We start from the raw sequence: 13,468 nt of genomic DNA, 5'->3' as shown, positions 1-13,468 counted from the left end.
CGCCGCGTCCCCCTGGTCGGCGCCGCCCGGGAGCTCAGACAGCGGAGGTGGTGGTCTCCGCCTCCCGGACGAACGCCGGGTCCAGCTGCACGCCCCACCCCGGGGCGGTGGGGGCGTCGACCCTGCCGTCGACGACGCGGAGCGCGGGCTCGTACACCCCCTTCGTCCACGGCGTGGTCTCGATGCTCCACTCCTGGTACTGCGTGCATGCGGGCATGGCGGCCGCGAGGTGCAGCGAGAACACCTGCAGCAGCGAGTCGTTGGCACAGTGCGGAGTGCACGGGATGCCCGCCGCCTCGGCCAGCACGGCCACCTTGCGCGCTCGCGAGATCCCCCCGATGTAACCGACGTCGGGTTGCACGATGTCAACGGCACGGCCGGTGATCATGCGGTGGAACTGCGGCAGCGAGATGTCCTGCTCCCCACCCGAGACGGGGACGTCCAGTGCGGCGGCCACCTGCGCGGTCTGCTCGAGCTCCGGAAACGGGCACGGCTCCTCGAAGTGGAAGTACCCGTGCTCCTCCAGGAGCCTGCCGACGCGGATCGCACGGCCCACGGAGAACCCACCGTTGGCGTCGGCCGAGATGTCCACGTCGTCGCCCAGCACAGCGCGCACGTGCGGGACGATCCGCTCGGTGCGGCCCGGTGCCGCATCGACGTCACGACCCATCGCCTCGCCCACACGGATCTTCACCGCACGGAAGCCCTGCTCGGTGACGAACCCGGCGAGGCGATCGGCCTCCTGCTCCGGTGTGATCGACCGCAGCATGCTGGATGCGTACATCGGTACGGACGCCCGTGCATGACCCCCCAGGAGCTTCGCCACCGGTTGGCCCGTGACGATGCCCAGCACGTCCCACAGCGCCGTGTCGACCCCGGCGAGTGCCCGGTGCAGGAAGCTGCTGGGGAACTTGTAGTGCACGCGCAGGCACTCGTCCACCAGCGCCTCGACGTCCCAGGGGTCCCGGCCGAGGAAGAGCGGGGCCACCATCGTGTGCAGCACGTGTGCGCTGGTGGCGGCCTCGTAGGGCGCCGTCTGCCCGATGCCGACGACACCGTCGTCGGTGCCGACCCGCACGATGGCGAGCGGCCCACGGACGAGGGTCTCGATGCGGGTGATCTTCACAGGTGCTTCTCCAGGACGTCGACCAGGCGCGGACGCACCACGCAGCGTTCGAACGCGAAGCAGTCGGCCAGCGCCCGTGCCTCCTCGGCGTCGATCCCGGCGAAGCAGCGCGCGAAGTCGTCAACCATCGGCTCGGCCAGCAGGATGTGGCGCACCAGCACGTGGATCCACTGCTGCTGGCCGAACGGGTGCGGGTCGAAGTCGGGGAACTCCTCGGCCACCACGGCTTCGATGGGCTCGAGGATGTGCCGCACCCCGGTGTCGACGCCGCCCCAGACGTCCACGCCGAGCCGGGCCTTCTTCTCCAGCACGGGCTCGATCCGCTGCACGTAGGCGGAGTCGGCCGCGGCGTGCACCATGCCCTGCAGCCCGATGTCCTTGTAGGTCCACAGGCTCCAGCCGGCGGCGTGCTCGTCGTAGATGTCGAGCTGGTCCTCCAGCACGCGGTAGCGGGCGTCGTCACGGACCGGGTCGCCGTTGTACACCGGGCCGAACTCGCCCACCCAGATCGGCGTGCCGGTGCGGCGCATGTACTCCGAGCGGTGCAGGAACCGGGCCTCGATGTAGTCGCGGTCGACGTACTGGCCGCGCGAGTTCCCCGGGTAGGCGCCGCTGTCGGCGAACCCGGCGAGCGCGTAGTCGTGCACGGTGTAGACGGTGTTCTCCCACGGCTCGGTGAACACGTCGAACTCGGTGGCGTGCCGGTTGCCGTCCAGGAAGATCACGTGCTTCGGGTCGACCGCGCGGACGGCGGCGTGCAGCCGCTCGTAGAAGGGGCCGATCGTGGTGCCGTCGGAGTCGGCGGGCTCGTTGAGCGGGTTGTATCCGGCGACCCAGGGGTTGTCCTTGTAGCGGTCGGCGAGCGCCTCCCACAGGTGCACCACCCGGTCCTGGAAGTGGCGGTGGGTCCAGAAGAACGACCGGTGCGTCGGGTTGTCGCTGTGCCAGCGCTGGTTGTGGAAGCCGGGGGCCGCGTGCAGGTCGAGCACGGTGTAGAGACCGTTGCGGGCGCAGGCGTCGATGGCCCGGTCCAGCAGCCGGAAGCCCTCCTCCTTCAGCTGGAGCGGCCGGTCGTCGTCCTCGAAGTGGCGGTAGTGGAACGGCAGCCGCACGCAGTTCATCCCGCGCTCGGCCAGGAATCGGGCGTCCTCGTCGGTGAAGAAGACCTCGAGGAAGCGGTCGAAGAACGCGGCTGCGATCTCCGGGCCGAGCACCGCGCGCATGGCCTTGCGCTGCAACTCCTCCGTGGAGGGGTAGCCGGTGATGAAGTTCTCCATGTTCATCCAGCCGCCCAGCCCCACCCCGCGCAGCCGCACGGGCTCGCCCGCAGCGGTTGCGAGGTGGTCGCCGTCGACGCGGATCAGTACGGACTCGTCGGGCATGGGGGTGGACTCTCCTTCGTCGACCGGACCGGGATCACTTGCCGAAGCCGGCCGTGAGACCGCGCACCAGGTGGCGGCGGCCCAGCACGTAGGCCACGAGCATCGGCAGGGTGGAGAGCACGACGGCCGCGAGCACCGCCGGGACGTTCACGGTGAACTCACCCTGAAACGTCCACAGCGCCATCGGCAGCACGCGCTTGTCTGCGCTCTGGGTGAGGATCAGCGGGAACAGGAACCCGTTCCACACGTGCAGGCCGTCGTAGATCGCCACGGTCACCAGCGCGGGCCGGGCCAGCGGCAGCACCAGGTTCCAGAGGATCCGCCAGTCGCCCGCGCCGTCGAGCCGCATCGACTCGAACAGCTCGTAGGGAATGTCCCGCATGAAGTTGGCGAGGATCAGCACGGTGATCGGCACCGCGAACCCGATAGACGGCAGGATCAGCGCCAGCAGGCTGTCGTAGAGGTGCGCGCGCGTGATCATGTAGTACAGCGGGATGATCGTCGCGTGGGTCGGGATCGCCAGGCCCAGCAGGAACACCGAGAACGTCGAACGGACGAACCGGCCGTTACCCCGCACCACCGCGTAGGCGGCCATGAGCGAGATCGTCACCGTCACGGCCACTGCTGCCGCCGTGATGATCACGCTGTTGAGGAAGTAGAGGCCGAAGCCGCTCTGCAGCACCAGCAGGTAGTTGTCGAGCGTGAAGTCGGTGGGCGGGGCCAGCGGGTTGGTGGAGAAGAACCCGGCCTGGCTGCGGAGGCTGGAGATCACCACGAAGTAGATCGGCAGGATGATCACTGCCAGCCAGATGAACCCGCCGAGCCCGGCCAGGACGTTGGGCGGGCGCCGGGGGCCGCGCCGGGTGGGGCGCGCCTGCACCGGCGGCTCGCCCGCCGTCATCGTGACCGTCATCTAGAGGCCCTCCTGCTCACTGCTCATGCGGGCGAAGCCGGAGAACCTGGTGAGCACGAAGGCCAGCCCCAGCCCGGCCACCACGAGGATCACGGCCAGCACGCTGGCGCCGCCCATGTCGTTGGCCGAGAACCCGGTGAGGTACATGTCGAGCGGCAGCAGCCGCGTGGAGGTGCCCGGACCACCGCCGGTGAGCACGAACACCACGTCGAAGTAGGTCAGCGAGCCGGTCAGCATCAGCGTCGAGGACGTGACGATCGTGTAGCGCAACTGCGGCAGCGTGATGTGGCGGAACTGCTGCAACGTGCTCGCGCCGTCGATCGTGGCCGCCTCGTAGAGCGAGGTCGGGATCTGCCGCACGCCGGCCTGGTACAGCAGCGTGTGGAACGGCACGAACTGCCAGGCGATCACGAAGATCACCACGTACAGGACGAGGTCGGGGTCGCCGAGCCAGTCCTGCGCGAGGAACCCGAGACCCGGGGCCCCGCCGATCCCGAAGTTGGGGTCGAGGATCGCCTTGAACGCGATGGCCACAGCGGCCGAGGAGAGCAGCAGGGGCACGAAGTACAGCACCGCCAGCACCGCGCGGTAGCGCTGGGTGCCCGCGGTGAAGACGCCGAGCAGGAGGCTGATCGGCGTCTGCACCAGCCAGGACACCACCATGATCTTCACGGTCAGCAGCAGGGCCTGGCCGGTCACCGGGTCGGTGAGCACGCCTTCCCAGTTGCTCCAGCCCGCCCAGCCCAGCTCGCCGAGGCCGTCCCAGTCGGCGAAGCTCAGCACCACGGCACCGGCGAGCGGAACGAGCGCGAACACCACGAAGAACACGAGTGCAGGCACGGCCAGCAGCCCGTTGGCGCCCGTGCGCCGCGGCCGGTCAGCCGGCGCCGGAACTCGCGTCGCGGCCGGGACCGGAGCGGACGCAGTCGAGACCGTCACGACCGTCAGCTCCCGATCGTCGCGTTCATCGCGGCGGAGAACTGCTCGGGAGTGATCTGGCCGAGGAAGATCTGCTGCAGGTTGGTCAGCAGCGCGTCACCCTGTGCCGGGCTCAGCGCCTGGTCCAGGGATAGCTGGAAGTTCGGCGCCTTCGCCGTGACGTCGTAGACGGTCCGGAAGTAGTCGGGGTCGCTCGACGTCGCGATGGCGTCGTCGATCCCGGCCACCGGGGGCACGTTGCCGACAGTGAGCAGATCCATCACGTACTTCTTGTTCAGCAGGTTGTTCTTGATGTAGTCGCGGGCCACCTGCTTCTCCTGCGGGGTGGCTGCCGCGGAGATCGACCAGTAGTTGGACGGGTTGCCCACGACGTCCGCCGGGTCGCCCTTCCCGCCCTCGACGGCCGGGAACGGGAAGTAGCCGAGCTTGCGGTCCGCGACGAACGTCGGGTCGCCCGTCTTGATCGTCTGGTAGGTGGCGGGCAGCCCGAGCGTCATCGCTGCCTTGCCCGTGTAGAGCAGTGCGACGTCGGCGCCGCTGTCGGTGGAGATCGAGGCGAAGCCCTTGATGAACCCGCCCTTGTTCACGAGGTCCTGGATCATCCGGTTCGCCTGGAGCACTGCCGGGTCGGACCAACCGCCGGGCTTGTTCGCCACGATCCCGTTGAGCACGTCGGGGCCGCCGACGCGGTCGACGAGATAGGCGAACCACGGCAGGAGCGGCCACTTGGGCTGGCCCGCGACGGCGAACGGCGAGATGCCGGCGGCCTGGAACCGCGGCACCAGAGCCATCAGCTCACCCCAGGTGGACGGGGGCTGCGCGCCGATCTTCGCGAACAGGTCCTTGTTGTAGTAGATCATCACGGGCTTCACGCCGTTGTTGGGCACGGCGTAGGTCTTGCCGTCGATCTGGCCCACCGCGGCCACCGACGGCAGGAAGCGGTCCTTCAAGGCGGGGTCGGCGGCGAGATCCGAGAGATCGTCGACGGCCCCGGCCTCGACGTAGGAGCGGAGCACTCCGCCGCCCCAGTTGTAGATCAAGGTCGGCGCGTCTGCAGCCCCGACGGCCGTGCGGATCTTCTGCTTGTACGGGTCGTTCGCGAACGACTGGATGGCGAACTTCTGGTCGGGATGGTCGACGTTCCACGAGTCGAAGGAGTCGTCGAACGCCTTATCGGTGACGCCGCTGATGACCCACGCCGATGCGCTGCCTTCGCCGCCGGCCTGTGGTCCGGCGGTCCCACAGGCTGCCGCGCCGACGAGTGCCGCGGCGAGTCCCAGCGCCGCGAGCACCCGTCGCGCACTGCCTGATGCCTTCACAACTGTCCGCCTCTCTCACCCCGGTCATGGCGGTGGGCCCGGGGCACATCGGTGAGCGCGGCACCGACGTCAGGCGACTGGCACCGGTGCCCTGCCGAACTTCCGCTTCAACGGAATCTCAGGTCTCGCAGCCCTGAGGACTGGAACGGGAGGGATCTTGCAGTCCTCCGGCGGGCGTGTCAATCGTTATCGATAACGTTTTCGAAGGCGATAGAGTCTCCGCTCGTGAGCACCAGCCGCGTGACCATCCGGGACGTCGCCGCCATGGCAGGTGTGTCCGTGGCAACCGTCTCGAAGGTCCTCAACGACCGCTACGGCGTCGCGACGAGCACCATCGAGCGCGTCCGTGCGGTGATCTCGGAGCTCGGGTACGAGTCGAGCCTGGTGGCGCGCAGCCTGCGCAACCACCGCACGAACGTCATCGGCGTGCTGGTGTGGGACATCGAGCCCTACAGCGCCGAGGTGCTCAAGGGCGTGGCACGAGCCATCAAGAGCACCGGCTACGAGCTGGTGGTCTACTCCGCAGGCGGCAAGGGCGTCGAGCGCATGGGTTGGGAACACCGTTACCTGTCCCGGCTCTCCGGCACGCTGATCGACGGCGCGGTCATGGTCACCCCCACGGTACAGACCGCGCCATTCGCCGGGCCCGTGGTCGCCGTCGACCCGCATGCGGGCGCGGAGGACGTGCCGACGGTGGCGTCCGACAACTTCCGCGGCGCGCAACTGGCCGTCGAGCACCTGCTGGAGCTCGGCCATCGGCGCATCGGACTGCTGAGCAGGCCGCCCCGCGACCTGGAGTCCGGCCCGCAGCGCGAAGAGGGTTACCGCAGCGCACTGCGGGCCGCAGGCATCACGCCCGACCCCGACCTGGTGCGGGCGGGCGGGTACGACGACTCGGCACTGGAGGAAGCGGCGCGGCAACTGCTGGCGGTGCCCGACCGCCCCACGGCGATCTTCGCCGCCAACGACGTCTCCGCCATCACGACGATGAAGGTCGCCCAGTCGATGGGCCTCCGCGTGCCCGGCGACCTGTCGGTCATCGGGTTCGACAACGTCCCCGAGAGCGCGATGACCCAGCCCGGGCTCACCACCATCGAGCAGCCGCTCCAGCTGATGGGCCAGCGGTCGATCGAGATGCTCGTGGAGCTCCTGGCCGGCAGCGAACCGGCCGAGACACACATGCGCCTACCGACCCGGCTGGTGGTCCGAGGCTCCTGCGCCACTCCATGATCGCCCCATGATCGCTGCGAGATCGGGCTATCCGCCCTTCGATGGGCCATCAGCCGGATCTCGCAGCGATCTTGTCCCGTACTGCCGCTCGACCAGTCAGCGCCAGACCGTGACGCTGCGCCGCACCGGGCGCGCGCCCTCGTCGCTCACGAACAGTTCGGGCGACCGATCCCGGACCCGCTCGATGTCGTCGAACACCGCCCGCAGGTGCTCCCGCAGCGCCTCCTCCGCCGCCGCAAGGTCACCCGCGGCGAGCGCGTCGACCACTGCGGTGTGCTGAGCGACCAGCAGCGCGACGGGGCTGACCGTGCGGAGCCCGAGCCGGCGAGCCCGGTCGAGGTGGGCCTTGGCCGACTCGACCACGCGCCACGCCCCCGCGTGCCCGCCGACGGCGAGCAGCAGATGGTGGAACTCCTCGTCGAGCCGGAAGAACTCCTCCACGTCATCATCGAGCTCGCGCTGGCGGGCGAGCACGTCCCGGAGCGCGGCGAGTGCCTCGTCGTCGAGCCGGTCGACGGCATCACGCAGCGACGCGACCTCGATGGCCTCCCGGACGAACTGCGCGTCGGCGACGAGCCGCATGTCCAGGCGGGAGACGAACGAGCCGAGCTGCGGGAAGACCTGCACGAGGTCCTCGTCGGCGAGCAGGATCAGGCTCTCCCGCACCGGGGTACGCGACACCGACAGCTCCGCGGCGAGCTCGTTCTCCGACAGCGGCGCACCGGGCGGCAGCTCGCCGCTGATGATCCGCCGCCGGAGCTGCTCGTGCACCACTGCACGCGCCGACCGGCCCACGCCTGCCCCCTGTGCCACCGCGACACCGTAGCGGTTTGCTTTGCGAAGTATGGCAGTGCTTGTATGGCAGTGCCCCCAGCACTGCTCCCAGGAGTGTCGATGCCGACCGAGCCCACTCCCGCCCCCGGAGCGGGAACCACTGCCGGGAAATCCCGGCAGTGCTGAGACGCACCGTCGCAGCCTCGGTGATCGGCACGATCGCCGAGTACTACGACTTCTTCATCTACGGCACCGCATCGGCGCTGGTGTTCAACGAGGTCTTCTTCCCCCAGGTCCACCCGTTGGTCGGGACGCTCGCGGCGTTCTCCACCTACGCCGTCGGGTTCTTCGCCCGTCCGTTGGGCGGGATCTTCTGGGGTTGGTTCGGCGACCGCGCCGGACGCAAACGCACGCTGGTCCTCACGCTCCTGCTCACCGGGATCGGCACGTTCGCGGTGGGCCTGATGCCCACGTACGACGAGATCGGCATCTGGGCCGCGGTCGTCCTCGTGTTCGTTCGGCTCCTTCAGGGCTTCGGCGTCGGCGGCGAGCAGGGCGGAGCCGTGCTGCTCACCGCGGAGGCCTCGCCACCGGAACACCGCGGATTCGTCACCAGCTTCGTGCAGCTCGGCTCCCCCGCCGCCTACCTGATCCCGACGGCGCTGTTCGCCGTGCTCGAAGCCCAGCTCACCGAGGAGCAGTTCCTGTCATGGGGCTGGCGCGCTCCGTTCCTGCTCAGCGCCGTGGTGGTGGCGATCGGGCTCTACATCCGGCTGCGGGTGCCGGAGTCGGCGGCGTTCCGCGCGGTCAAGGAGCGGCGGCCCCCGAAGTCCCCGCTCGCCACGCTCGTGAACGAGAACCGCGCCGAGGTGGTGGGCGGCACCCTGGCGAAGTTCGTGGAGGCGGCGGTCTTCCCCTTCTACACGATCTTCCTGGTCACCTACGCCGCCAGCCAGGGCGTCCGGTCGGGGATCGTGCTCGACGCGGTGATCATCGCGATCGTGGCCGAGCTGATCCTGATCCCGGTCATCGGCAGGCTGACCGACCGCGTGGGCAGACGCCCGGTCCTGCTCGGCGCCGCCGCGCTCAACCTCGTGCTGGTGGTGCCCGCGTTCCTCGCCGTCCGCACGGGTGACGTCGTCCTCATCACACTGCTCCTCATCGCGGGGCTCGCTCTCGGGCACGGCGGGACGTACGCGCCGCAGGCGTCCTACTTCCCGGAGCTGTTCCCGTCCTCCGCGCGCTACAGCGGCGTCTCGATCGTGTGGCAGTTCGGCGCGATGATCGCCGGCGGGCCGTTCACGGTGGTGGCCACGGCACTCCTGGTGGCCGGGCACGGCGCCTTCGTCTGGCCCGCCGTCTACGTCGCCGCACTGGTGCTCGTCAGCATCGTCGCCCTTCTACGAATGCCCGAGACCGCACCCGGACGGCTCGGGGGCCGTGAGTACGCCGACTGGACCGCAGACCGGACGAACGTCAGGTACCTGCACAAGGAGAGGGCATGACCACGATCACCGAAGCCCGCGTGATTGTCATCTCGCCGGGCCGCAACTACGTCACGCTCAAGATCACCACGTCCGACGGCGTGGTCGGTTGGGGCGACGCCACCCTCAACGGCCGCGAGCTCGCCGTGGCGGCCTACCTGACCGACCACGTGTGCCCGCTGCTCGTCGGCCGCGACCCCGCACGCATCGAGGACACCTGGCAGCTGCTCTACCGAGGTGCCTACTGGCGCCGCGGCCCCGTGACGATGACGGCGATCGCCGCGGTGGACATGGCGCTGTGGGACATCAAGGGGAAGGTGGCCGGGCTGCCGGTCTACCAACTGCTCGGCGGCGCGGCACGCAACGGCGTTCTGGTGTACTGCCACGCCAGCGGATCGGACGTCCCCGCCCTGCTCGACGACGTGGCACGCCACCTCGACCAGGGCTACCTCGCGGTGCGGGCGCAGGCGGCGGTGCCGGGGCTGGAGGGGACCTACGGCGTCCCCGCTCCCGACGGGAAGCTCTACGAACCCGCATCGGCGGCGCTGCCGGCGGAGCATCTCTGGGACACCGGGCCCTACCTGCGGTTCGCTCCGGAGATGCTCGGCGCGGTCCGGGAACGTTTCGGCTTCGGCTTCCACCTGCTGCACGACGTGCACCACCGGCTCTCGCCGATCGAGGCGGGCCGGCTGGGCCACGACCTCGAGCCGCACCGCCTCTTCTGGCTAGAGGACCCCACCCCGGCAGAGGACCAGTCGGCGTTCCGCGTCATCCGGCAGCACACCACCACCCCACTGGCCGTCGGCGAGGTGTTCAACTCCATCTGGGACTGCCAGCAGCTGATCACCGAGCGGCTGATCGACTACATCCGCACCTCCGTCACCCACGCAGGCGGCATCACGCACCTGCGCCGGATCTTCTCCCTCGCCGACCTCTACGGGGTGCGCACCGGTTCCCACGGGCCGGGCGACCTGTCACCGGTGGCGATGGCCGCTGCACTGCACGTCGACATGTCGGTGCCGAACTTCGGGATCCAGGAGTACATGGGCCACCGCGACCCGGCAGGCGAGGTGTTCCGCACCACCTACACCTTCGCCGACGGCTACATGCATCCCGGGGATGCGCCCGGCCTCGGCGTCGACGTGGACGAGGATGCGGCCGTGCATTTCCCCTATGACCCCAGACAGCTGCCGGTGAACCGGCGCCTCGACGGATCGGTGCACGACTGGTGACCGCCTACGACGTGATCGCACTGGGTGAGCCGCTCATCGAGGTCGCCACCGGCGAGCCGTTCGCGCACGGCGTCCCGGCCACCCTCGGCGTCTCCGGTGACGTGGTGAACGCGGCCGCAGCGGCGGCAGCGGCCGGCGCCAGGGTGGCGATCATCGCCCGGGTCGCCACCGGCGAGCTCGGGGACGCCGTCGTCGCCCGCATCCGCGAGCTCGGCATCGACGATGCACTGGTGCAGAGGGTGCGCGGCCAGCAGGGCGTCTACCTGCTACACAGCGACCCGTCCGGGCAGCGGCAGTTCAGCTACGCTCGCGCCGGTTCGGTCGGATCCACCCTCTCCCCCGCCGATCTCGACGCCGACGCGCTCGCCGCGGCGGGTGCGGTGCTCGCGAGCGGTATCACGACCGCCCTCTCCCCGTCGGCCCACGACGCCGTGCTCGCAGCGGCGAGACTGACCTCCCGGTTCGTCTACGACCCCAACTTCCGCCCCCGCCTCACCACCTCCGCGGCCGCCGCGGCCGTTCTGACCGAGGTCGCCCCGCTCGCGGCCCTGCTCACGCCGTCGGCGCCCGCCGAGACCGGCGCCCTGCTCGGCACGGGTGACCCCGCCGCGGCGGTCGTCAGGCTGCGCGAGCTCGGCGCCGGAGCGGTCGCCGTGACGTGCGGGGACCGCGGTGTCCACGTCTCGTGCGGCACCCGCCAGGACCGCTTCCAGCCGGCGGTGCCTGCTCCTGCGGTGATCGACCAGACCGGTGCGGGCGACGTGTTCGCCGGCACCGTCACCGCCCGCCTCGCTCTCGGTGACTCGCTCGACGATGCGGTGCGGCTGGGCGCGGCCGCTGCGTCGCTCGCCGTCGGCGGGCAGGGTGGCACCGGGTTCATCGCAGACCTGCAGGAGGTACGCACCCACGCCGGAGCGGCATGAGCCGCCCGTGGCCGCCGATAGTGTCGCGGAAACGGGGTTCCTGCCCGGATCCGGTGTCCACGCAGATGGATCGCAAGGCGGAGGAGGCGCCGCCTGGGCACCGGAGGCGGGTAAGACGACCTCGTTTCCTCGGCACCAGGAGGAGGTAAGGGCATGTCGACAACCGCTGCCGACCTGATGGCGTTGAGCCGGGTGATACCGGTCGTCGTCCTCGACGACGCCGACGACGCCGTGCCGCTCGCGCGTGCACTCCTCGCGGGAGGCGTCCCGATCATGGAGCTCACCCTGCGCACCCCCGCGGCGCTCGAGGCGATCGCCCGCGTGGCCGATCAGGTGCCCGACATGCTCGTGGGAGCGGGCACGATCACCAGACCCGAGCAGGCCACGATTGCCGTCACGGCAGGCGCCCGGTTCCTGGTCTCCCCCGGCTCCCCGGAGCCCCTGGTCACCGCGATGCTCGCCGAGCGGGTGCCGGTGCTGCCCGGGGTGGCCACGGCGACCGAGGCACTGGCCCTGCTCCGCCACGGCATCACCGAGATGAAGTTCTTCCCGGCCGGCCCCGCCGGCGGCCCGGGCTATCTCGAGGCGCTCGCCGGGCCGCTGCCCGGCGTCACCTTCTGTCCCACGGGCGGGGTGAACCACGGCAACGCCGCCGACTACCTCGCCCTGCCCAACGTCGCGTGCGTCGGGGGCAGCTGGTTGACCCCGCCCACACTGGTCAAGGGCGGGTACTGGGACGAGATCTCGCGCCTCTGCTTCGGCACCTGGTCCGAGGAATCGCAGGGCTGAGATCACACGGCTGATCGGCCATCCTGTGATCGTGGCAAGCAATGAGGCAGACACGATGACAAACGCTCAGGTGCAGCTGGTGACCGCCGGCGCACTGGAGACGATGGTGCGCGACATCTTCGTCGCGGCGGGTTGTGACGACGAGGAGGGCGGACACATCGCCCGCGAGCTCGTCGGCGCCAACCTGACCGGGCACGACAGCCACGGCGTGGTGCGGGTGCCGATCTACGTCGACTGGATGCGCGCTGGATACGTCCTTCCCGGACGCAGCGCGCAGATGGTCACCGACGGCGGCGCGTTCGTGGTGCTCGACGGGCAACTCGGCTTCGGACAGACCGTCGCGACGCAGGCCGTGGCGCTGGGGATCGAGCGGGCACAGACGCAGGGAACGTGCATCGTGGCGCTGCGGAGCGCCGGGCACATTGGACGCGTCGGTGCCTATGCGGAGACCGCGATCGCCGCCGGACTCATCTCGATCCACTTCGTCAACGTCGCCGGATCGCCGCTGGTGGCCCCGTTCGGAGCGGTCGAGCGCCGCTTCTCCACGGCACCGTTCGCGATCGGGCTACCGCTCCCCGAACGCCCGGTGGTGCTGGACTTCGCCACCTCGCTCGTGGCCGAGGGCAAGGTCCAGGTGGCCTCCTACGGCGGCAGGCCGCTGCCCCCGGACGCCCTCGTCGCCCCCGACGGCCAGCGGTCCGGAGACCCGCACGTCCTCTACGGCGCGTACGCGAGCACCGACCTGCGCAGGCCGAGCGGGGGCACCGGTGCGATCCGAGCCTTCGGCGAGCACAAGGGATCCGGCCTCGCCCTCATGTGCGAGCTGCTCGCGGGCGCACTGACCGGGGGCGGATGCGCCGGGCCGCTCGAGGGCGAACGCCGCGGCATCGCCAACGGCATGCTCTCCGTCTACCTCTCGCCCGCACACTTCGGCACACAGGCCGAGTTCGAGCGGATCGGACGGGAGTACCTGGACTGGGTGCTCGCGGCCCGGCCGATCGACGAGGAGGCGCCGGTCCTCGCTCCGGGTGAGCCAGAGGCGCGGACGCGCGCGGCACGCCTCGCCGACGGCGTGCCGTTGCCCGTCGCGACGTGGGACGCGCTCCGGCGGACGGCGACGGAGCTCGGCGTAGCGACCTGACCATTCGCGTCCGCGCGAGCCGGTCGAAAAGGATCCTCCGCATGTCTCGGACCGATGTCCGGGTTAAACGGCGACCGACCATTCCTGTACCCCGGCCCATCCTTGCTGCCGACCGGCATCGTCGGACCATTGGATATGCATGATCGGACAGATGAACGCGGTGCTCCATCCGAGTGGCGACGGCATGAATCGTGATCCTCCTGAAGCGCGGGAACG

General features: G+C 70.2%; 12 protein-coding genes. 6 read left to right on the top strand and 6 right to left on the bottom strand.

The genetic code is table 11. The annotated features are described in order from the left end of the window. Positions 1 to 34 precede the first annotated feature (34 nt). The 5 genes from ACQPZQ_RS08835 to ACQPZQ_RS08815 are packed head-to-tail and all read right to left on the bottom strand — an operon-like array spanning position 35 to position 5,679. Positions 35 to 1,126, bottom strand: a complete 1,092-nt coding sequence (locus tag ACQPZQ_RS08835) for a mandelate racemase/muconate lactonizing enzyme family protein (protein WP_433293905.1) — start codon at positions 1,124 to 1,126, stop codon at positions 35 to 37. After that, entirely contained in the window at positions 1,123 to 2,508 is a 1,386-nt protein-coding gene (locus ACQPZQ_RS08830) for a cellulase family glycosylhydrolase (RefSeq protein WP_433293903.1), read from the bottom strand. The genes ACQPZQ_RS08835 and ACQPZQ_RS08830 overlap by 4 nt, the downstream gene beginning before the upstream one ends. A gap of 34 nt (positions 2,509 to 2,542) precedes the next feature. Then, positions 2,543 to 3,409, bottom strand: a complete 867-nt coding sequence (locus ACQPZQ_RS08825) for a carbohydrate ABC transporter permease (RefSeq protein WP_433299078.1) — start codon at positions 3,407 to 3,409, stop codon at positions 2,543 to 2,545. Between the two features lie 12 nt (positions 3,410 to 3,421). Continuing rightward, positions 3,422 to 4,369 carry a carbohydrate ABC transporter permease gene (locus ACQPZQ_RS08820; protein WP_433299076.1) on the bottom strand — a complete coding sequence of 316 codons (948 nt, stop codon included), beginning with the start codon at positions 4,367 to 4,369 and terminating at the stop codon, positions 3,422 to 3,424. Continuing rightward, positions 4,366 to 5,679: an extracellular solute-binding protein gene (locus ACQPZQ_RS08815; RefSeq protein ID WP_433293901.1), complete on the bottom strand. Its 1,314-nt coding sequence runs from the start codon at positions 5,677 to 5,679 to the stop codon at positions 4,366 to 4,368. Before ACQPZQ_RS08815 ends, ACQPZQ_RS08820 begins: the two co-directional genes overlap by 4 nt. 225 nt (positions 5,680 to 5,904) lie before the next feature. Between ACQPZQ_RS08815 and ACQPZQ_RS08810 the strand changes: the two genes are divergently transcribed. Beyond that, positions 5,905 to 6,909 (top strand): LacI family DNA-binding transcriptional regulator, encoded by a 1,005-nt coding sequence (locus ACQPZQ_RS08810; protein WP_433293899.1) that lies wholly within the window; start codon positions 5,905 to 5,907, stop codon positions 6,907 to 6,909. Positions 6,910 to 7,005: 96 nt separating this feature from the next. Here ACQPZQ_RS08810 and ACQPZQ_RS08805 read toward each other — a convergent pair whose 3' ends face one another. Next, a complete protein-coding gene (locus ACQPZQ_RS08805) occupies positions 7,006 to 7,722 on the bottom strand; it encodes a GntR family transcriptional regulator (protein WP_433293897.1) in 717 nt (238 codons plus the stop codon). A gap of 140 nt (positions 7,723 to 7,862) precedes the next feature. Between ACQPZQ_RS08805 and ACQPZQ_RS08800 the strand changes: the two genes are divergently transcribed. The 5 genes from ACQPZQ_RS08800 to ACQPZQ_RS08780 all read left to right on the top strand — a co-directional run bounded on the left by ACQPZQ_RS08800 (position 7,863) and on the right by ACQPZQ_RS08780 (position 13,252). Beyond that, positions 7,863 to 9,188 carry an MFS transporter gene (locus tag ACQPZQ_RS08800; protein WP_433293895.1) on the top strand — a complete coding sequence of 442 codons (1,326 nt, stop codon included), beginning with the start codon at positions 7,863 to 7,865 and terminating at the stop codon, positions 9,186 to 9,188. Beyond that, positions 9,185 to 10,399 (top strand): D-mannonate dehydratase ManD, encoded by a 1,215-nt coding sequence (gene manD / locus ACQPZQ_RS08795; protein ID WP_433293892.1) that lies wholly within the window; start codon positions 9,185 to 9,187, stop codon positions 10,397 to 10,399. Before ACQPZQ_RS08800 ends, manD begins: the two co-directional genes overlap by 4 nt. Beyond that, positions 10,396 to 11,322, top strand: coding sequence for a PfkB family carbohydrate kinase (locus ACQPZQ_RS08790; RefSeq protein ID WP_433293890.1), 927 nt, complete (start codon positions 10,396 to 10,398; stop codon positions 11,320 to 11,322). The genes manD and ACQPZQ_RS08790 overlap by 4 nt, the downstream gene beginning before the upstream one ends. A gap of 153 nt (positions 11,323 to 11,475) precedes the next feature. Continuing rightward, a complete protein-coding gene (gene eda / locus ACQPZQ_RS08785) occupies positions 11,476 to 12,111 on the top strand; it encodes a bifunctional 4-hydroxy-2-oxoglutarate aldolase/2-dehydro-3-deoxy-phosphogluconate aldolase (RefSeq protein WP_433293888.1) in 636 nt (211 codons plus the stop codon). A 55-nt stretch (positions 12,112 to 12,166) separates the two neighbouring features. Then, positions 12,167 to 13,252 (top strand): malate/lactate/ureidoglycolate dehydrogenase, encoded by a 1,086-nt coding sequence (locus ACQPZQ_RS08780; protein WP_433293886.1) that lies wholly within the window; start codon positions 12,167 to 12,169, stop codon positions 13,250 to 13,252. Positions 13,253 to 13,468 lie beyond the last annotated feature (216 nt).

This window comes from Pseudonocardia sp. CA-142604 (assembly GCF_050948475.1).
GTDB lineage: Bacteria > Actinomycetota > Actinomycetes > Mycobacteriales > Pseudonocardiaceae > Pseudonocardia > Pseudonocardia alaniniphila.
Note: the sequence above shows the minus strand (reverse complement) of the source record. Positions and strands in the feature narration are given on the sequence as shown.

What these genes read in the sequence shown, in the direction of transcription:
- ACQPZQ_RS08780 (WP_433293886.1), top strand. Translation starts at nt 12,167, where the DNA reads ATGACAAACGCTCAGGTGCAGCTGGTGACCGCCGGCGCACTGGAGACG.
- ACQPZQ_RS08825 (WP_433299078.1), bottom strand. Translation starts at nt 3,409, where the DNA reads ATGACGGCGGGCGAGCCGCCGGTGCAGGCGCGCCCCACCCGGCGCGGC.
- ACQPZQ_RS08830 (WP_433293903.1), bottom strand. Translation starts at nt 2,508, where the DNA reads ATGCCCGACGAGTCCGTACTGATCCGCGTCGACGGCGACCACCTCGCA.
- manD (WP_433293892.1), top strand. Translation starts at nt 9,185, where the DNA reads ATGACCACGATCACCGAAGCCCGCGTGATTGTCATCTCGCCGGGCCGC.
- eda (WP_433293888.1), top strand. Translation starts at nt 11,476, where the DNA reads ATGTCGACAACCGCTGCCGACCTGATGGCGTTGAGCCGGGTGATACCG.